This is a genomic window from Thalassobaculum sp., from assembly GCF_965223715.1.
In the GTDB taxonomy this organism is placed as follows: domain Bacteria; phylum Pseudomonadota; class Alphaproteobacteria; order Thalassobaculales; family Thalassobaculaceae; genus Thalassobaculum.
Map to the genome: position 1 here is coordinate 2,478,674 of NZ_OZ245012.1, position 18,310 is coordinate 2,496,983.

Sequence of the window (18,310 nt, forward strand, 5' to 3'; positions counted from 1 at the left end):
AGCAGGTGCGGCTGTGGCTGCGAACCAGCTCGGACAGGCTCCGGCAAGCGTCCCCCTCGGTCCCGGCGCAGGGCCGGGAAGACGAAGAACGACGGAACCGTCGCCTCAGTTCGTCGCGCTGAGCGGGCCCTGTTTCAGCTTGTCGCGGTAGCTCGACAGGAAGGCCTGGAACCGGCCGATCTCCTCGAACCGCTCCGACAGCCGCAGGAACTCGTCCGGACCGCTGTCGGTGTTGTTGGTGATCAGGCGGAAGGCCTCGCGGAACGGGGTGTCGTCCATCTGCGTGCCATAGATCTGCCGCAGCCGGTTCAGCCCGTTGTCGTTGTCGCTGAGCGCCAGCGAGACCGCCCAGTTCACGATGTAGTTGGCCTGTTCCGGCGTCAGCCGCCGGCCGTCGCGGCCCGCGTCGCCGACCAGGCTGCGGAAGGTCTTGGCCGCCTCCACCCATTCCTGGGTGCGCCAGTAGATGTCGGCCCGCAGCAGGTCGGCCTCCCGGCTGTCGTCATCGGTCAGCAGCTTCAGCGCGCCCTGTGCGTCGCCCAGATCGAAAATCGCCCGGGCGCGCAGCCGGCGGCGCTCGGCCGCCAGATCCTGCCGCAGTCCCGGGGCGACGCTCTCGTCCAGGGCGGCGATGGCGCTTTCCGGCTGGCGGTCGAGCAGCAGGATCAGGGCCAGACGGGCGCCGACCCGGGCCTTCTCGGTGCCCTGGAGGCGGAACTTCACCTGGCGGTCGAGCAGGCGGGCCGCCCGGTCGAGCAGGTCGACCTTGACCAGCCGGTCGGCCAGCGCCTCGATGATCTTGTCGCCGGCGGCGCCGACGGGCGTGAGCTCGCGGAACTCGTCATACAGGGCCAGCGCCTGGAGCGGGGTCATCGCCTCGGCGACGCCGCTGGTGAAGATATCGCTGAACGCCTCCGTCAGCTCGAAGGCCAGATCGCGGGATTCCGGATTGTCCGGGAAGAAGGTCACCGCCTGCCGCAGGGCGGCCAGCCCCTCCTCGAACTCGTTCTCCTCCAGCCGCAGCCGGCCCAGGTCGCGCAGCAGTTCGAACTCGACCCGGTCGCCGCGCCAGGCATAGCGCAGTTCGTCCAGGCGGTCGGCCGCCTGCTTCGGGGTGATGCGCCCGTCCTCCAGCCGGTGCTGGATCAGCGCCCGTTCCGAGCGGACCCGCGCCCAGCGGTCCTCGCCCTCGGCGAGCCGGTTCCAGATATCCAGGGCCGCCTCGGTATCCCCGAAGGCATAGAGCACCCGGCCGCGCAGGAAATCGAGCCGTGCGCGCTCGCCCGGGGTGGGGTCGCCCTCGGAGATCACGTCCAGGAAGGCGCCGGCCCCGCGATAGTCGCCGGCCCGGATCGCCGCTTCGGCGGCCTGCATGGCGAGTTCGGTGGTGTAGTTGCGCGGATAGCCGCCGGGGATCTCGCCGGCGCGGGCGATATGCTCGACCGCCTCGTCCCATTTGCCCTGACCGGCCGTCGCCGCCCCGCGCCAGAGTTCGGCTTCGGAAAAGCCGTTGAGGGCCGGGTCGTCGAGATACTCCTCCGCCTCGGCGTTACGGCCGAGCATGAAGCTGGCCGCGCCGCGCAGGGCCTTCACGTCCGGCCGGTTCGCCAGATCCTCGTCGGACTGGGCGATGGTGCGCAGCAGGCCGATGGCCTCCGCCGCCAGCCCGCGGGCGAAATAGAACTGGGCCAGCTCCAACCGCGGCCCGTTACGGGAAATGCTGGTCGCCTCGGAGATGCGGAGCTGCAGCGCCTGGCGCCGTTCCAGGAACTCCGCATCCGAGCCGAGCCGCCAGTTCGCCATGTCGAAGATCCGGCCCGGCGGCAGCCCGGCGGTCAGCCCCTCGAACCGCCCGCCGGTATAGACGTCGTCGACCGAGCGCGGCGCCGGGCCGGACAGCACCATGCCCTCCTCGCGGGTGATGGCGATGCCGTCGGGCAGAACCCGGATCGCGATGTCCTGGCGGTTCGGCCGCACCACCACGCCCTGGAGCGATGCCAGGATCTCCATGTCCGGATAGCGCCGGTTGCCGTCGATGCCGCGGGACAGCGGCGTGATCGGGATCAGGAACAGGCTGTCGCCCACCTCCGGGTCGTTGACGACCATCGGGTCGCCCACCCCCTCGACCGGGATGAACAGGCGGGGGCCCTGGGGGCTCACCATCTGGGCGTCGACCCGCAGCGGCACGTCCGGCCGGGAGAGCTGCGGCTGGAGGTCCAGAACCCAGGCGGTTCCGTCGCGCCAGACCCGGGGATTCACGCCTTGGACCACCGGAATGCGCGCCACCGACCCGGTGGAGGCGGGGACCTGCTCGGGCTGGCCGACGATCTCGTTGGACAGGCCCGCGAGCTGGCTCGTGTCGAACGTGGCCGCCCGGTCGAACCCGACCCAGACATAGCCGGCGCGCGGGAACACCACGGCCGCCGTCTCCTCGGTGAAGGCGAAGCGCAGGGAGATGGCATCGGCGTTGTTCAGCCGGGTGATCGCCAGCGGCGGCCCGGTGATCGGCGCGACGGCCTCGCCCGGAGCCGCATCGAGCCGGGTGGCGTCGTCCAGGCTCGACTCGCCCTCGCCCTGGGCGGCCGGCACGCTGGAGCGCACATCGGGGAGCTGGGTGACCGAGGCCGTCGGATCGCTCCGTGCGGACCCGGGAGGCGGCGGCGCGGTCTGGCTGCGCGCGTTGTTCTGGGCCGTGACCTCGGGCGTCGCAGGGACCGGTGCCGCGTCCGGGGCCGGTGCCTGACCGGTGCCCGGGCTCGGGGCCTGCACGCGGGCGGCAGGCACACCGTCCGCCGCGGGCTGAGGCGCGGCCGGCGGTGTCTGGGGTGCGGCAGTCGCCGCCGGGGCCTCGGCCTGTGCCGGAGCCGGCGCGGGCTGGGCGCCGGCGACGGGCACCGTCGTGCCGCTGGTATCGCGCAGCACGTCCACGACGACCTTGGGACCGGAGCGGAAGGCGTTGACCGAGCGGCCCTCGGGCACCGGCACGGTCACCGCCACCCCCGTGCCCGACGGCGTACTGGAGAACCCGCGCAGTGCTTCGGGCAGGCGGCGGCGGACCGCGGCGTCGTCGATCCGGGCAGGCCGGGCGAACAGGATCCGGGCCGCCCCGGCGGCGGGCTCGACCTCGAAGTCCACCGGCGCCGGCCAGTCGAAGACGATCCGGTCGTAGTTGTTATGCCGGCCGGTGCGCACGGGAAGCTCCGGTCCGGCGGGCACGGCGGGGGTGCCCTCGGCCGGCGGCGCGGCCGGTGCGGCCTGGGCCGGGGGCGGCGTGGCGGCAGCCGGCGGCGGCGCGGCGGCCTGAGCCGGGGGCGGGGTCGGTTGGGGAGCAGCCTGCTGCGCCGGGGCGGGAGCCGGTTGCGGGGCCGCCGGTTGCCCGGGGGCCGGTTGCGCGGGCGCCGCCAGGGGGGCCGGCGCGCTGGTCCGGTCGGACAGGTCGATGACGATCCGGTTGCCGTCCCTGGTGGTGCGCAGCCGGTGATTGCCGGTCAGCTCGATGACCGCGCTGCGGCCGTCGCTGCCGATCCGGCCGCCGGAGATGAACCGGCCGAGGCCGCTCGCCGCCGCCGCCACGTCCCCCTCGATCGGCTGAGAGAAGCGGATGACCAGGGAATCGCCGAACCGCTCGGCGGAATAGTCGACCGAGCGGGGCCAGTCGAAGACCAGCCTTTCCGAACTCTCGGTGCTGCCGCCGCTGACCTGCACGGGGACGGCCCCGGCCGGACCGGACGCCGCCAGGACCAGCACGGCGAGCAGCAGCGCTATTCGGCAGAGCGCGCGGGTCATGGGGCGCGCTCCGGGAAGATCACAACATCGACCCGCCGCGCCAGCTCGAAGCGGCGCTCCATGTCCAGGGTCGGCGCCACCTCGCTGAACCGGCTGTCGCCCCGGCCCTCCACCGTCGGCTGGCGCGGGTAGCCGGTCTGCATCAGCCGTGCGGCGACCGCGTCGGCCCGGGCCAGGGACAGCTCCCAGTTGGTCGCGTAGCGTCCGCTGCCGGTCATCGGCTGCGGGTCGGCATAGCCGACCACGTCGATCCGGTTCGGCAGGGTGGACAGGGCGCTCGACAGAACGCCGACGGCCACCCGCGCCTCGCGGGTCAGCTCAGCCCCGCCGACCGGGAACAACAGGTCGGCCGGCAGGGCGATCACGAGCTGCTCACCGGCCTGGGCGATCTTCGCCTGGTTCAGAACCGGGTCGGCGGACATCTTGGCGTCCAGCACCGGCTCCAGATAGCCCAGCGAGAAGCCGCGCCGCGTGCGTTCGGCCGATACGCTGAGCTCGACGGGCGGCGTCTGATCGACCGCCGAGACCTCCCGGCCGAGCACAAGGGCGATCGCCCCGGCCGCCTTCTCGAAGCTCGGCGTGTCGATATTGGTCATCGCGAAGCGCAGCACGAAGAACGCCAGCATCAGGGACACGAGGTCCACCAGCGTGACCATCCAGCTCGCACCGCCGCCATATTTGCGGCCGGCCCGGCGACCGAGCTTGCGTTCGCCCCGGCTCACGGTGGTGCGGGCATGGGAAAGCTGAACCGTCACGACCCGCCATCTCCCAGCTCGGGGCCGCTGGAACCGGCCGGACGGGTGCGGAAGATCAGCCGGACGTTCTCCGGGTCGGCGGGCTCGAGCCCGGCGGACAGCACCGCGGGATCGACCTCGTGATCGACGAAGGTCCGCACCGTCTCGCTCGCGCGGAAGATCAGCTCGTCACGCTCCGGCTGCGGCGTCGTGTCCGTCACGCCGTAGAGGATATGCAGGTCGAGGACGCTGCCGGCGGGCGGGCTGTTCAGGATCGGCGCCAGCCGTCCGGCCAGCCGCTCCATCACCGGGGTGATGCCACCGGCCGCCGGCGCGTAGACCTGGCGGGCGGGGATCGACACGAAGATCGGATTGCCGCTCGCCTCGACCTCCACCACCACCGCCGGCAGGACCTCGCGGAACACGGTGCCGAGGGCGGAACGGACGGACTCGCCGATCACCTGACCGGGATCGGCGTCCAAAAGGTCGTCGGCGATGTCGTTGCGGACGGCGGAAGGAAAGGCGCGCTTCACGCTCTCCATCACTCGGTCGCTGCGGCCCTGCTCGACCGTGGACATGGCATTGAGGAGGATGAAGAACGCCAGCAGCAACAGAAATAAACTGAGGAACAGCGGCTGGCTGCTTCCCTTGTCGGGTTCCCGTCGCTCTGCCCGGCTGAATGTCATTCGCGCCTAATCGAGGTTATCGAACAGCGCGTCGACCTCCGCTTGGCTCGTGGCCGCTCCCGGCATTTGGGGACCGTTGAGCAACCCGCTCTCCGAAGCCGACCCGTCTTCTCGTTTTTCCTCTATTTCCCGCGCTTTGTCACGTTTTGTTTCGAGCGCAGATGCAGTGGCGCCGTCGAGAAGCGTGACGGCCTCGCGGATCGCACTCAGGCGCTGGCCGACAATGTCGCGCATGGCGGAGGCTTCGAAGATCGATCCGGTGGCCGCGGCGATCGCATCGCCGACGGCACCGCCGGCGCTTTCGCCGGTGTCCATCAGCAGCTCCGCCGCCTCCAGCACCCGGTCGAACGCGTCCTGCAGCTCGCCATCGGCGGCCGCAATCTCCGACAGGGCGCGGGCAGCCGCGCCGTCGGCTGTTACGCCGGACTTCACCCCACCCCGCCCGCGCGCATGCTCAGAACTCGCCGATGACCGCAGTCATCTTGGTCTTGAGGGTGGCGGCGTTGAACGGCTTGACAATGTAGTTGTTCACGCCGGCCTTCTTGGCGGCGATGACGTTCTCGGTCTTGCTCTCGGCGGTGACCATGATGAACGGGATCGACTTCAGCTTGGCATCGGTGCGCACTTCCTTGAGGAGCTGGAGGCCCGTCATCGGCTCCATGTTCCAGTCGGAAATGACCAGGCCGAAATCGCCGCGGCGCAGCTTCTGCAGGGCGGTCGCGCCGTCGGACGCCTCGTCCACATTCGCGAAGCCGAGCTGACGCAGCAGGTTCCGGATGATTCTCAACATCGTCTTGTAGTCGTCGACGATGAGAATCGCCATGTTCATGTCAACCGCCATATCCCGTCTCCTCAAGTCACTGATGCCCGCCCCGGGCCCCGCGGGCCCCGCCGAAGTGCGCACAACGTATGCCAGGGGGGTTAAAACGTTGTAAACGAGATTAGTAACGGTGCTGCCGTAATTTACGGGCCGTCACCTGTCAAGGTAGCAGTTCCAGGCCTGCGCTCGCCCTATCAGTTGATATCCGGCATCTTCCGGCGCTCGGCGATCCGCGTCGTCACCTCTTTCGCCCGCTCCGGCGTCATTTCGGCAAGGACCGGCGCGGTCTTCGACGCCTTCATCCGCTCGATCACCTGCAGCAGCACGTCCATGTCCAGAGCGTCGAAGATCTTCGCCGCGTCCTTGGCCTTCATGGTCTCGTAGATTTTCACAAGACTCGCGAGCTGTTCTTCTTCCTGCTCGTCGTATTTGCGGATGAGGTCTTCGATCTCCGCCTTGATGCCGTTCAACTCGCCGATCTTCTGGTCGATCCGGTGTTCGGCGGCCGCGAGAAGCCCCTCGCGCTGGACCAGGGTGCGCTCGCGCTCCTCCAGTTCCTGGCGCCGGTCGGCCAAGCTCTGCAGCAGTTCGATCTGCGACTTGCCCAGGTTGAACGGATCGACCTTCTCGCCGGAGGTGGTCGAGTCGGCCTGGGCGAGCTGCATCAACGGCATCGACGCCGCGGGGGCATCAGACTTCATGACGGTGCCGTCCGACACCGGTTGAGGTTCGGGCTGCTCCGCGTCGGCGGCGACGGCCACCGCGCCGAAGGTGACGGCCTGAACGAAGCTGTCCCGGCGTTCCCACAGGTCGGCAACCTTGACCGACAGCACCAGGGCGGCCACGAAGGCCGTCAGCGGCAAAATCCGCAGGGCGGTGGCGCCGCGCTTCTTCGCCTTGGCCGGTTTCGCCGCTTTGCCGGGCTTTCCGCCGGCCGGCTGCTGCTGGCTGTTCTGCTGCTGGGCCGCGCGCATGGCCGCCGCGGCCGCCCTGCCCCGGGCCAAGCGTTCGGCGTTCGGGGTGGCCGGATGGGAGGCGACGGGCGCGAAGCTGCGGCCGGCTGCGGTGTCGTCATCCTGCGGGGGCGCAGCGGCCCGGCGTCCAAGTCGATCGTAACTCATCTCAGCGCACGTTCCTCAAAGCGTTCATCAGGTCACGCTCGGCCTGGGAGCGCGCACCGTCCTCGCCGCCGCTCTCCGGCTGCGGGGCGGCGGCGGGTGCCGCGCGCCGTGCCGGCTTGCGGGCCGGCGCCTGGGGCGCGGCCGGTTCTTCCCGCGCCTTGCCGCTGGTGGTACCGGCGAGGCGCTCGGCCGATCCGTCGGCCCGTTCGATCAGGAACAGCAACTCGTCCCTGAGCGCCTGGGCCTTCATCATCGGGTCGTTCAGCAGGGCCTGCGCCTGCTCTGCGGTCTGGCGGATGCCCTTCAGGCTGGCATCGGCCTTGGCCGTCGCCTGGTTCATCCGTTCCAGGAAGGTTTCCAGACCCTCCTTTTCGGATCTGAGCATCGCGAGCCGCCGATGCAAGACCATGGCGTAAATGATCGTCGCCAGGAGCAGGATGATCAGGAGCACATCGAGGATCAGCGCCAAGTTCATCTACGCTCCCTCACCCGATTTTCCTGTCATCTCTTGCCCGTCCTCTCGCCGCCCAGCCCCAATGCCGCCCTGCCCGATGCGGCCCTGTCGGCCGTCACATCTTGCGCAGGCGGTGGCTGATCCGCACGGCGATGTTGCCGCCCTTGCGCCCCATCTTACCATTGAACAGGGAAACGTTCCCGCATCGCATGTCGATGGTCGAATTCGGCATGGCATTCAGCAGGATGCGGCTGCCCGGCTTCAGGTTCAGCACGTCGTTCAGCGGCATCACGACCTCGTCCAGCACCGCGTCCAGCTCGACATCGGTGTTCCAGAGCTCATTCGCCAAGTGGGTTTCCCAGATCGAGTCACGGCCGAACTTCTCGCCCATGAACATCTGCAGCAGCAGCTCGCGCACCGGCTCCAGGGTCGCGTAGGGCAGCATCAGCTCCAGGCGGCCGCCGCGATCCTCCATGTCGATGCGCAGGCGGGCCAGCACGGCCGCGTTGGCGGGGCGGGCGATGGTGGCGAAGCGCGGGTTGGTCTCCAGCCGGTCGAAGCGGAAGGTCACCGGGCTCAGCGGGTCGAAGGCGGCCGACAGGTCGCTCAGCACCACGTTGACCATGCGCTCCACCAGGTTGCGCTCGATCGTGGTGTAGGGCCGGCCCTCGATACGCATCGCCGCCGTACCGCGCCGTCCGCCGAGCAGCACGTCGACGATCGAGTAGATCAGCGCGCTGTCCACCACCAGCAGGCCGTAGTTGTCCCATTCCTCGGCCTTGAACACCGAGAGCATGGCCGGCAGCGGGATGGAGTTCAGGTAGTCGCCGAACCGGATGGAAGTGATGTTGTCGAGCGAGACCTCGACGTTGTCGGAGGTGAAGTTACGCAGGCTGGTCGACATCATCCGCACGAGGCGGTCGAACACGACCTCGAGCATCGGCAGACGTTCGTAGGAAACGAGTGCCGAGTTGACGATGGCATGGATGCCGGAGGTATCGCTCTCGCCGCTCGAGGTCTCGTCGAACCCCAGCAGGCTGTCGATCTCGTCCTGGTTTAGGACACGCGCCGCACCGACGTCCTCGTCCTCGTCATCTCCCATCGCCTCCCATTCGGCGGCGAGATCGTCATCGGTTGCCATCAGCCCAGCCTCATCTCTTTCCGGCTCGTCTGCCTCTGCGCCGACCCGTCGGGCCGGACCTGCGCTCCGCCCTACTGGACAAGCATTTCCTTAAACAGCACGTCGCGCACCCGGACCGGCCGGGCGGCAAGATTGACCCGCCTCAGCAACTCCTCGCGCAGCCGGTACATGCCGGCCGATCCGTTCAGGTCGTCGACCCGCAACTCGCGAAGATAGACCTGGAAGTTGTCCACGATGCGGGGCAGCACCTCGTTGATCCGGTCGGTGTCCTGCGGGCCTTCCAGCTCAAGCGCGATCTTGATCTTGAGGAAGGTCGACTTCCGGCCGTTGGTGTTCAGGTTCACGATCAGGTCCGGCACCTCGAAGAAGAAGGCGCGGCTCGCCTGGGGCGGCGGCGCGGCCGCGGGTGCAGCCTCGCCTTCCGTCGCCTCGGCCGGCGGCGGCTCGCTGCCGCCGAACAGCCCCAGCATGAAGGCGGCGCCGACGCCGCCTCCGACGAGGAACAGCACGATGACGGCGGCAAAGATGATCAGCCGCTTGCCACTGACGCGCTTCTTCTCCGGCCCCTCGCCGGCACCATCCATTTCGTCGAGGGCTTCATCAGCCATCAGACACTCCCTCGGGCCGGGTTGTCGGGCCCTGGTCCTTGCCGATCCCGCCGGCACGCGCCGCGGGGCGACCGGCACATCCTGCCGCGGCACATTCCGTGTCGCGACACCGCCGGTCCGACCGGCCTATGCAATCGCAATGCCGACTCACCCGATTCTACAGAAATGGGGCCGTTGGTAAAAGGGCAGTGCGTCCCGGCGCTTCGCCGCTCCGATCCGCGGTCCGGGCGACCGCCATCCGGACTTGGCACGAAGCCTGCATATCCCTCTCCGAGACCGCGGGCAGGACCCGACGGCGAGCAGACAAGAGCCCGAAACGGGCCTGCGAACGCAAGGAGAGAGTGATGGAGAACTCGATCTATATCGGCCTGTCGCGCCAAGCGGCCCTGCGCCGGCAGATGAGCCAGGTCGCGAACAATATCGCGAACATGAACACGACCGGCTTCAAGCGCGAGCTGATGATCTATCAGGCCTACGAGAACAAGATCCCGTTCGCCCAGACCAACGATTTCGTGATCGACAAGGGCACGGCGACCGACTTCCAGCCCGGCCCGATGCGCAAGACCGGCAACACCTTCGATCTGGCGATCGACGGCCCGGGCTACTTCCAGGTCGATGACGGCACCGGCACCTACTACACCCGAAACGGCACCTTCGCCCTGGACGAATTCAACCAGCTCGTCACCAACCAGGGCCATCTCGTCCTGAATGCCGGCGGCGAGCCGATCTTCGTGCCGCGCTCCGACGAGAAGATCACCATCGAGACCGACGGAACCGTGAAGCTGGGCGACGAGGTCTACGGCCGCATCGCCGTGGTCGAGTTCGACAATCCGGTCGGCCTGCGGAAGGTGCGGGACACCCTGTTCGAGACTGAGGAGCTGCCGCGCCCTGCCGACAACAGCGAAGTGCAGCAGGGCCTGATCGAGGCCTCGAACGTGAACCCGATCGCCGAGCTGACCACCATGATCGAGGTCAGCCGCATGTACGAGGCGGTCAAGAACCTGATTTCGACCGAAAGCGACCGCGAAAAGGAAGCTGTCCAGCGGTTGGCACGGCCTGTGCAAGGCAGCGCTTGATCGAATTGACGGGTGACCGGCCGCGTTGAGCCTCCGCCCAGAGCAGACGAGACAGGACCCGACGCGGTCATCCAGGGAGTAGAGTTATGCAGTCGCTGAACATCGCCGCCACCGGCATGAACGCCCAGCAGATGAACGTCGAGGTCATCTCGAACAACATCTCGAACATGAACACCACCGGCTTCAAGCGCCAGCGCGTGGAGTTCCAGGACCTGATCTACCAGGACCAGCGCCGGGTGGGTACGACGTCCTCGGACGCCGGTACGGTGGTCCCGTCCGGCATTCAGCTCGGCCTCGGCGTGAAGACCGCGGCGACCTATCGGGTGAACGAGCAGGGCGCGCTGATCCTCACGGACAACCAGTTCGACGTGTCCATCCGCGGCGAGGGCTACTTCCAGATCACCATGCCGAACGGCAACACCGCCTATACCCGGGCCGGCTCGTTCCAGCTCGACCAGAACGGCAGCCTGGTGACGCCCGACGGCTATACCGTCCAGCCGGGCATCACCATTCCGGCTGACGCCCTGAACGTGACGATCAACGAATCCGGTCAGGTCTTCGCCCAGATCGATGGCCAGGTCGACGAGCAGAATGTCGGACAGATCCAGCTCGCGATCTTCCAGAACCCGGCCGGTCTCGAAAACATCGGCGGCAACCTGCTGCTCGAGACCGCCGCCTCCGGCGCTCCGAGCGGCGGTGCCCCGGGTGCCGCCGGCTTCGGCCGCCTGCAGCAGGGCTTCCTGGAATCCTCGAACGTCGATCCGGTGCAGGAGATCACCAACCTGATCACCGCCCAGCGCGCCTACGAGCTGAACTCCAAGGTCATCGAGACCTCCGACCAGATGATGTCGACGGTCAACAACGTCCGCTAACGCCATCTGACGCCCCTCTTTGAGCATGCGGTCCCCGCGCGGCGGGGACCGGGACGACGGGAGAACCCCCATGATCCGGATGCGACACGCCCTCACCCACCTGACCCTCGCCGCCGCCCTCGCGGCCGGCCTCGGCGCCGGCCTGCCGGCGACCGGCTTCGCGGCGAACGGCCAGACGACCGGGCAGACCTTGCAGGCTGGGCAGAACCTGCCGCTGATCCTGAAGGACCAGATCACCCTGGATCATCCGGACCTGATGCTCTCCGACGTCTTCGCCAACCTGCCCGAAGGTCTCGACCAGCGGATCGCCGAGGCTCCGGCCCCGGGCGAGCGCATGGTGCTGGGCGCCCGGCAGATCTGGCAGTACGCCCAGGCCTTCGGCCTGAACTGGCGGCCGGAGCGCTCCAAGATCGCGGTCGTGGTGACCCGGTCCAGCCTGGAAGTGCCGATGGAGCTGATCTCCGACACCATCGCCCAGCGCCTGGCCGCCGAGTATGTGGAGGACCAGTTCGATCTCGACCTGTTCGGCCGTTCCTCGAACATGTTCATCGCCGCCAATGAAGGCATGCAGCTCGAGGTCCACGCGCTCAGCTACGACCCGCGCAGCAAGCGCTTCGACGCGACGATCAGCGCCAATGGCGGCCGGATGACCCAGATGAGCGGCAAGGTCATCGCCATGGTGGAGGTTCCGATGCTCCGCCGGCACGTCATGCCGGGTCAGGTCATCACCGAGGACCTGATCACCTGGGAGCGGGTTGCCGCCCGCCGGGCCAGCGTGACCACGGTCACCCAGCGCGACGACATCGTCGGCCAGACCGCCCGTCGGCCGCTGACCGCCGGCGTGCCGGTCCGCCTCACCGACCTGAAGCCGAACCTGCTGGTCACCAAGGGCGACCTGATCACCCTGACCGTCCGCACCGGCTCGATGACCCTCACCGCCCGCGGCAAGGCGCTGGAATCCGGCACCCGCGATGCGGTGATCCGGGTGACCAACGTGCAGAGCCAGAAGGTCGTCGAGGCCCGGGTGATCGGCCCGGACACCGCGATCGTCGAGCCCGCCTCGCTGAACAATCTGGCCGCGCTGAACGGCTGAGCCGGGCGCGCCGCCGCCTTCGGCCGTGTTTGGCACGGCTCTTGATACACGGGTGCAGAAGCGCCTTTTGGAGGATGAAGAAATGACCCGCCTGTCCTCGCTCATCCGGTTTCGTCGGCTGCTCGGCATCGCCGCCGCCGCGGTCCTGCTGTCCGGCTGCAACGCGATCGACCGCCTGTCCAACCTGGGCCAGGCGCCGGAGATGTCCCGGATCCAGGACCCGACCCAGTCGCCGGGCTACCAGCCGATCAGCATGCCGATGCCGGCGCCGGTAGTGGCGACCCGTCAGGCGAACTCGCTGTGGCAGGAAGGCAGCCGGGCGTTCTTCAAGGACCAGCGCGCCAGCGATATCGGCGACATCATCACCGTGGTCGTCCAGATAAACGACGAGGCGGCGGTCACCAACACCACGACCCGGACCCGCGCCAACAGCGAAGGGGCCAGCCTCGGCGGCCTGTTCGGCTACGAAGGTTCCCTCGGCCAGGTCTTCCCCGAGGCGGTGACCGGCGAGAACCTCGTCGATCTCGGCTCCAACTCCAGCAATGTGGGCAGCGGCGAGGTCGACCGCGAGGAAGAGATCAACATCCGCATCGCCGCGGTGATCACGCAGAAACTGCCGAACGGCAATCTTGTCCTCTACGGCCGGCAGGAAGTGCGCGTGAACTTCGAGGTGCGCGAGATCGTGGTGGGCGGCGTGATCCGCGCGGCCGACATCACCTCCAGCAACACCATCAGCTACGACCAGATGGCGGAAGCCCGCATCGCCTACGGCGGCCGCGGCCAGCTCACCGACGTCCAGCAGCCGCGCTACGGCAGCCAGGTCCTCGACATCATCATGCCGTTCTGAGGCCGACCCAGATCCGCCGGCGTCCCCGGACGCCGGCCCCGCAAAGCAGAAGGCCGCCCATTGGGCGGCCTTCGTCGTTCGTGCAGAGATCGGTGTCCGGCGTCAGTCGTCGCGGTGGGTCCGCTCCATGCGCTCGTGCCGCTCCTGGGCCTCCAGGCTCAGCGTCGCGATCGGCCGCGCCTCCAGCCGGCGCAGGCTTATCGGCTCGTCGGTCTCCTCGCAGTAGCCGTAGGTCCCGTCCTCGATCCGCTTCAGCGCCGCTTCGATCTTGCTGATCAGCTTGCGCTCGCGGTCGCGTGTCCGCAGCTCGATGGAATGCTCGGTCTCCAGCGAGGCCCGGTCCGCCATGTCCGGCTGCTGCAGGTTCTGTTCGGTCAGGTTGCTCAGGGTTTCGCCGGCCTCCTTCACGAGGTCGGCTTTCCAACGCAGCAGCTTTTGGCGGAAATATTCCAGCTGCTTCGGATTCATGAACTCCTCTTCATCCGACGGCTGATAGTCCGGCGGCAAGGTAACGCTCATCCGAAATCCTCCACGCGTCTGCGATCGCGGCCGGCGCCATGGGAGCGTCCGTCGAGCGGAACAACTCCTGCCGGAACCAGCAGATATCGCCGATGGCCGGTGCCTTTGCGCCGGTACCGCCGACAGCGACGCGCGTGGGGTTACACGCTTCGACCCAGTTTCGCAAGCTCGACTCGTGCACGCAGTTCGATGTCGTCGAGGATTTCGGAAAGGCGGGGATCGTCGATTTCCTCGCGCTGCTGGCGCGCGGCCGTCGCCAGGTCCTGAAGACGGTCGGTCGGGACCATCCCCATCAGCAGCCCGTCGCGGAGATCCTCCAGCCGGGACAGCATGAGCTCGGCCCGCTCCTTGGCCTTGCGCGCGTTGCCTTCGCGGTCGCCGACGGACTGCAGCGCGAAGACCGAGTCGACCGACGAGGTCGGCGCCGGCCCGCTCGCCCGCTCCGGCGCATCGGTCTCCGAGATCATGTCTGCGAAGGCCGAGCCGCTGGTCGACGACGACTTCTTGGTGCGCTTCGCCTGGGAAACGCCGCTGATCTTGGTGGGATCAACCTTCATGAGAAGCCTCAATTGCCGTGGCGGTCGCGACGCGGCGCTGGCCCATATCCTGCAATTCTTTCACCGTCAGAGCAAATGCAGGCGTCGCCGCCCCCTATCGGAGCGCAACGCAAGCGATACATTGCCTTATATCACGACCATGGCCGGCAGACGAACCGGCGACGTTCCGGGGCGAAACCGCCCGAACCGAGGATTGGCACGAAACTCGCATAGGACTTGGCGAGACCGGAGAACCCGGCAGAAACGGCATTCGAGCCAAGACGCGCGAAACGCGGGGACAGAGACGATGACGCTGACACGCTTCCTGAAGGGCATCGCGACCGGACTGACGGTCCTGGTTCTGACGGCCACCGCCGCCGGCGCCCAGACGCGAATCAAGGACATCGTCGATTTCGAGGGCGTGCGCGAGAACATGCTGATCGGCTACGGCCTCGTGGTCGGCCTGAACGGCACCGGCGACTCCCTGGGCTCGGCAATCTTTACCCGTGAGAGCCTGGTCGGCATGCTCGAGCGTCTCGGGGTCAACTCCCGCGACACCAGCCTGAGCACCGACAACGTGGCCGCCGTCATGGTCACCGCCACCCTGCCGGCCTTCTCCACCCAGGGCACGCGGATCGACGTCAGCATCTCGGCGATCGGCGATGCCGAGGACCTACTGGGCGGCACCCTGCTGGTGACGCCGCTGGTCGGCGCCGACGGCGAGGTCTATGCGGTCGCCCAGGGCCCGGTCGCCACCGGCGCCTTCTCCGCCCAGGGTGCCGCCGCCTCGGTGAGCCGCGGCGTGCCGACCGGCGGCCGGATCGCCAACGGCGCCATCGTCGAGCGCGAGATCGACTTCAAGCTGAACACGATGGAGACGGTACGCATCGCGCTGCGCAACCCGGACTTCACCACCTCGCGCCGCATCGCCCAGGCGATCAACGCCTTCGTCGGCGGCCCGATCGCCCAGTCCGTGGACAGCGGCACCGTGCGCATGCTCGTCCCGGACGCCTACCGCAACAACGCGGTCGCCCTGATCACCGATATCGAGCAGCTGCGCGTCACCCCGGACAACATCGCCAAGGTGGTGATCGACGAGCAGACCGGCGTCATCGTGATGGGCGAGAACGTCCGCATCAACACCGTCGCCATCGCCCAGGGCAACCTGACGATCCGCATCACCGAGACCCCGCAGGTGAGCCAGCCGCAGCCGTTCAGCCAGACCGGCGAGACGGTGGAGGTCCCGCGCACCCAGATCGAGATCGACGACGAGAGCGACAACCGCCTCACGGTGCTGCCGACCACGGTCACCCTGCAGGAACTGGTGGACGGCCTGAACGCCCTCGGCGTCGGCCCCCGCGACATGATCTCGATCCTGCAGGCCATCAAGGCGTCCGGCGCCCTGCAGGCCGAACTCGAAGTGCTCTGAGGGAGGACGGAACGATGACCGCCAACCTTTCCATGGCCAATCTGGGCGTCGGCGACCTGGCGATGACCCGCAGCCGCAGCGCCACCGCGAACACCGCGGCCGAGATCCAGGCCGCCGCCCGCGCCAAGGACAAGCAGGCCGTGCGCGCGACCGCCGAGAAGTTCGAGGCCCAGTTCCTGTCCCAGATGATGGGCCACATGTTCAAGGGCATCGCCAGCGACGGTGTCTTCGGCGGCGGGCATGCCGAGGAGACGTGGCGCGACTTCTACGTCGAAGAGATCACCAAGTCCTTTGCCGCCAAGGGCGGTATCGGCCTGGCCGACACCATTGAGAGACAGTTGCTGACGCTGCAGGAGGCCGTGTGATGGAGCCCCGTGAACTGATCCAGCATTTCGTGGAATCGATGACCCAACTGATGGCGCTGATGCGCCAAGAAACCGAGCTGGTCCGCAACAAGCAGTACGATCAGGTCGAGCGGATCCAGCGCCACAAGGTCAAGCTGAGCCAGGCCTTTGAGACCCACCAGCGGGCGATCAAGCAGAACCTGAGCGCGGTGGAGACCCTCTCCGCCGAGGAGCGATCCGAACTCCGCTCCCTGTACCAGGTGTTCCGCGAGACCCTGTCGGAGAACATGCTGGCCCTGAAAGCGGCCCAGGACGCGACCGACAAGATGGTCAACCTGATCATCAGCGGCGTGCGCAAGGCCCGCGGCCTGCCCGACACCGCCCCCGTTCAGACCGGCCGCAAGGCCGCGACCCGCCGGGGCTACGGCGCCTACGCAGCTGCCGGGGGTGCGGGCCAGCTCATGAGCCGCACCCTCTAACCCACGGTCGAATGCCGATACGATCCGGACGGCCCGGCAGAATCTGCCGGCCGGACCGGTGTGTCTTCGGAACCCTGGACCGGCTTAGAGTTCAGAGAGATAGCGGGCGTTATTCGGAGCCAGCTCCCGGACGCGGGAGCGTGAGGCTTCGGCAAGATCTGCCTCGCCCGACAGCGCGTGGATCCTCGCCATGGCGAAGTGGCCGTCGATGCTCTGCGGGTCGAGCTCGATGGAGCGAACCGCAGCCTTGCGGGCGGCATTCAGTTCCCCCTGCTCCGCCTTCAGCCAGGCGATCCCGCCCAGCAGGGCCGGGTCGTCGGGATTGCCGGCAAGGGCGGCCTCGAACTCGGTCATGGCTTCCGTGAAGCGCCCCAGCTGGCCCAGGCAGCTCGCGAGCTTGCCCCGGAAGGCGGTGACCTCGGGTGCCCGCTCGATGGCGGCGCGGAAACAATCCTCCGCCTGTTCCAGCTCGCCAAGATCCACGAAGGATTCGCCGAGCTGATAGAACGCATTGACGTTGTTCGGATTGACCTCGACCGCCTTGACCAGGAAGCCGACGCCATCGACGCCCTCACCCAGCTCGCGGCCGACCACGCCGCGCCAGACCAGGATTTCGGACGCCGACGGATCGATCTCGATCGCCCGGTCGAGGCAGGCCGCCGCACCGCGAAGATCGTCCAGTCCACGCAGGGTCAGCGCCTTGTTGAACTGGGCCTCGACATACTCGGGGTCCAGCTCGATCGCCTTGTCGAACTGGCGTCGGGCCTCTTCCAGATCGCCGAGCTTCAGATCGGCGGTGCCGATATGATTGGGGTAGGCCGCATTGGTCGGATCGATCTCCGCCGCAGCCTTCAGCAGCCCCTTGGCGCCCTCGAACTCCCCGCACTGGAGACATAGAAGACCGGCCAGGTGGAGCGCGCGCTCATGCTGGGGATCGGCGTTGAGAATCTCGACATAGAGATCGCGAGCCTGCTCGAACTCACCCGCCTCATGGTGACGGACGGCGGCGACGAGTTTCGGTTGCAGGTCTTCGTCAACGGTCATTCAGAGCTACTCCGCCACGGATGGATGCCGATTGCCGTCAACGTACCACATCTTGTCAAGCGGGAGCACGCGCACAAAGACAATCTCAGTTCTGGTCAAGAACCCGTGCCGGTAACTCAGGCCACGAGGTCGATGCTGGTCCGACCGGGGGGAGAGGCCGAAGGAATGGCCGGCTGCGCCGTCGGAGCAGCCGCAGATGAAGTGTCCGTCCCGCCGCCTGTCTCCGGCGACGGACTGCCGGACCCAGCCGGTTCCGTCGCTTCCTGCTCGCGCAGCGCCTCGGTCACCGGGCCACCGATGGTCGGCGGCGGCGGGCCCGCCTGCTGCTCGTCGCGCGGTTCCGGCTCGGGCAGCACGAAGGGTCGGGCCGATGGATCGCGGCGATAGCGCTCCACCACGGCTTCGGACGGGAACTGCCGGGTCACATCGCCGGATTCCGTATCGCGAACCTGGAAGATCACCGTGAGGGAGCGCGAATCGAAGGTCAGGAAGGGGCTGACATAGAACTGGCCGGAGGCGGTCGTCCGAACCGTATCGGCGGCGGAATTCTGCTCGGAGCCAGGGGCCGTGCCGACGCTCGACGCGCTGTTGGACGTAGAGGAAGAGGCGGACTCGCGAGCAACCGTCCGCGGCTCGCTAGCCGCGCCTGCCAATACGGTTGCACTGCGTATGTCCACGGGCTCCTCCATTCTGGAGCGATGCCATACTACCTACCAACCTA

20 protein-coding genes are annotated in these 18,310 nt (G+C 68.0%); 7 read left to right on the top strand and 13 right to left on the bottom strand.

All coding sequences use genetic code 11. The features are described from left to right. Window positions 1–105: 105 nt before the first annotated feature. From ACOQOP_RS11395 to ACOQOP_RS11435, 9 genes are all read right to left on the bottom strand, one after another. Entirely contained in the window at window positions 106–3,786 is a 3,681-nt protein-coding gene (locus ACOQOP_RS11395; protein WP_420566456.1) for a tetratricopeptide repeat protein, read from the bottom strand. After that, complete coding sequence (locus tag ACOQOP_RS11400; protein WP_420566457.1) at window positions 3,783–4,541, bottom strand: OmpA/MotB family protein; 759 nt, start codon at window positions 4,539–4,541, stop codon at window positions 3,783–3,785. The genes ACOQOP_RS11395 and ACOQOP_RS11400 overlap by 4 nt, the downstream gene beginning before the upstream one ends. Next, on the bottom strand, window positions 4,538–5,206 hold the full coding sequence (locus ACOQOP_RS11405) for a flagellar motor protein MotB (protein ID WP_420566458.1): 669 nt from the start codon (window positions 5,204–5,206) through the stop codon (window positions 4,538–4,540). Before ACOQOP_RS11405 ends, ACOQOP_RS11400 begins: the two co-directional genes overlap by 4 nt. 6 nt (window positions 5,207–5,212) lie before the next feature. Next, window positions 5,213–5,638, bottom strand: a complete 426-nt coding sequence (locus ACOQOP_RS11410) for a hypothetical protein (protein WP_420566459.1) — start codon at window positions 5,636–5,638, stop codon at window positions 5,213–5,215. Between the two features lie 22 nt (window positions 5,639–5,660). Then, window positions 5,661–6,047: a response regulator gene (locus ACOQOP_RS11415; protein ID WP_420566460.1), complete on the bottom strand. Its 387-nt coding sequence runs from the start codon at window positions 6,045–6,047 to the stop codon at window positions 5,661–5,663. A gap of 173 nt (window positions 6,048–6,220) precedes the next feature. Then, window positions 6,221–7,147, bottom strand: a complete 927-nt coding sequence (locus ACOQOP_RS11420) for a MotE family protein (RefSeq protein ID WP_420566461.1) — start codon at window positions 7,145–7,147, stop codon at window positions 6,221–6,223. 1 nt (window position 7,148) lies between these two features. After that, a complete protein-coding gene (locus ACOQOP_RS11425; RefSeq protein ID WP_420566462.1) occupies window positions 7,149–7,622 on the bottom strand; it encodes a DUF6468 domain-containing protein in 474 nt (157 codons plus the stop codon). 94 nt (window positions 7,623–7,716) lie between these two features. Beyond that, window positions 7,717–8,742, bottom strand: a complete 1,026-nt coding sequence (gene fliM / locus ACOQOP_RS11430) for a flagellar motor switch protein FliM (protein WP_420566463.1) — start codon at window positions 8,740–8,742, stop codon at window positions 7,717–7,719. 71 nt (window positions 8,743–8,813) lie between these two features. Beyond that, window positions 8,814–9,350, bottom strand: coding sequence for a flagellar basal body-associated FliL family protein (locus ACOQOP_RS11435; protein WP_420566464.1), 537 nt, complete (start codon window positions 9,348–9,350; stop codon window positions 8,814–8,816). A 344-nt stretch (window positions 9,351–9,694) separates the two neighbouring features. Here ACOQOP_RS11435 and flgF point away from each other — a divergent pair, with 344 nt between their 5' ends. The 4 genes from flgF to flgH all read left to right on the top strand — a co-directional run bounded on the left by flgF (window position 9,695) and on the right by flgH (window position 13,238). Continuing rightward, window positions 9,695–10,426 (top strand): flagellar basal-body rod protein FlgF, encoded by a 732-nt coding sequence (gene flgF / locus ACOQOP_RS11440; protein WP_420566465.1) that lies wholly within the window; start codon window positions 9,695–9,697, stop codon window positions 10,424–10,426. Window positions 10,427–10,512: 86 nt separating this feature from the next. Next, entirely contained in the window at window positions 10,513–11,298 is a 786-nt protein-coding gene (gene flgG, locus ACOQOP_RS11445; protein WP_420566466.1) for a flagellar basal-body rod protein FlgG, read from the top strand. Between the two features lie 70 nt (window positions 11,299–11,368). Then, entirely contained in the window at window positions 11,369–12,391 is a 1,023-nt protein-coding gene (gene flgA, locus ACOQOP_RS11450; protein ID WP_420566467.1) for a flagellar basal body P-ring formation chaperone FlgA, read from the top strand. Window positions 12,392–12,473: 82 nt separating this feature from the next. Further along, on the top strand, window positions 12,474–13,238 hold the full coding sequence (gene flgH, locus ACOQOP_RS11455; RefSeq protein ID WP_420566468.1) for a flagellar basal body L-ring protein FlgH: 765 nt from the start codon (window positions 12,474–12,476) through the stop codon (window positions 13,236–13,238). A gap of 102 nt (window positions 13,239–13,340) precedes the next feature. Here the strand turns inward: flgH and dksA are convergent, their stop codons facing one another. Both dksA and ACOQOP_RS11465 read right to left on the bottom strand, forming a co-directional pair. Further along, entirely contained in the window at window positions 13,341–13,757 is a 417-nt protein-coding gene (dksA, locus tag ACOQOP_RS11460) for an RNA polymerase-binding protein DksA (protein ID WP_028795007.1), read from the bottom strand. A 140-nt stretch (window positions 13,758–13,897) separates the two neighbouring features. Beyond that, window positions 13,898–14,314 carry a flagellar assembly protein FliX gene (locus tag ACOQOP_RS11465; protein ID WP_420566469.1) on the bottom strand — a complete coding sequence of 139 codons (417 nt, stop codon included), beginning with the start codon at window positions 14,312–14,314 and terminating at the stop codon, window positions 13,898–13,900. A gap of 286 nt (window positions 14,315–14,600) precedes the next feature. Here ACOQOP_RS11465 and ACOQOP_RS11470 point away from each other — a divergent pair, with 286 nt between their 5' ends. The 3 genes from ACOQOP_RS11470 to ACOQOP_RS11480 are packed head-to-tail and all read left to right on the top strand — an operon-like array spanning window position 14,601 to window position 16,545. Next, complete coding sequence (locus tag ACOQOP_RS11470; protein ID WP_420566470.1) at window positions 14,601–15,722, top strand: flagellar basal body P-ring protein FlgI; 1,122 nt, start codon at window positions 14,601–14,603, stop codon at window positions 15,720–15,722. A gap of 14 nt (window positions 15,723–15,736) precedes the next feature. Then, entirely contained in the window at window positions 15,737–16,087 is a 351-nt protein-coding gene (locus ACOQOP_RS11475; RefSeq protein WP_420566471.1) for a rod-binding protein, read from the top strand. Continuing rightward, complete coding sequence (locus tag ACOQOP_RS11480; RefSeq protein WP_420566472.1) at window positions 16,087–16,545, top strand: hypothetical protein; 459 nt, start codon at window positions 16,087–16,089, stop codon at window positions 16,543–16,545. The genes ACOQOP_RS11475 and ACOQOP_RS11480 overlap by 1 nt, the downstream gene beginning before the upstream one ends. Window positions 16,546–16,629: 84 nt before the next feature. Here ACOQOP_RS11480 and ACOQOP_RS11485 read toward each other — a convergent pair whose 3' ends face one another. Both ACOQOP_RS11485 and ACOQOP_RS11490 read right to left on the bottom strand, forming a co-directional pair. Continuing rightward, entirely contained in the window at window positions 16,630–17,589 is a 960-nt protein-coding gene (locus tag ACOQOP_RS11485) for a tetratricopeptide repeat protein (RefSeq protein WP_420566473.1), read from the bottom strand. A 116-nt stretch (window positions 17,590–17,705) separates the two neighbouring features. Next, on the bottom strand, window positions 17,706–18,278 hold the full coding sequence (locus ACOQOP_RS11490; RefSeq protein ID WP_420566474.1) for a hypothetical protein: 573 nt from the start codon (window positions 18,276–18,278) through the stop codon (window positions 17,706–17,708). Window positions 18,279–18,310: the final 32 nt, after the last annotated feature.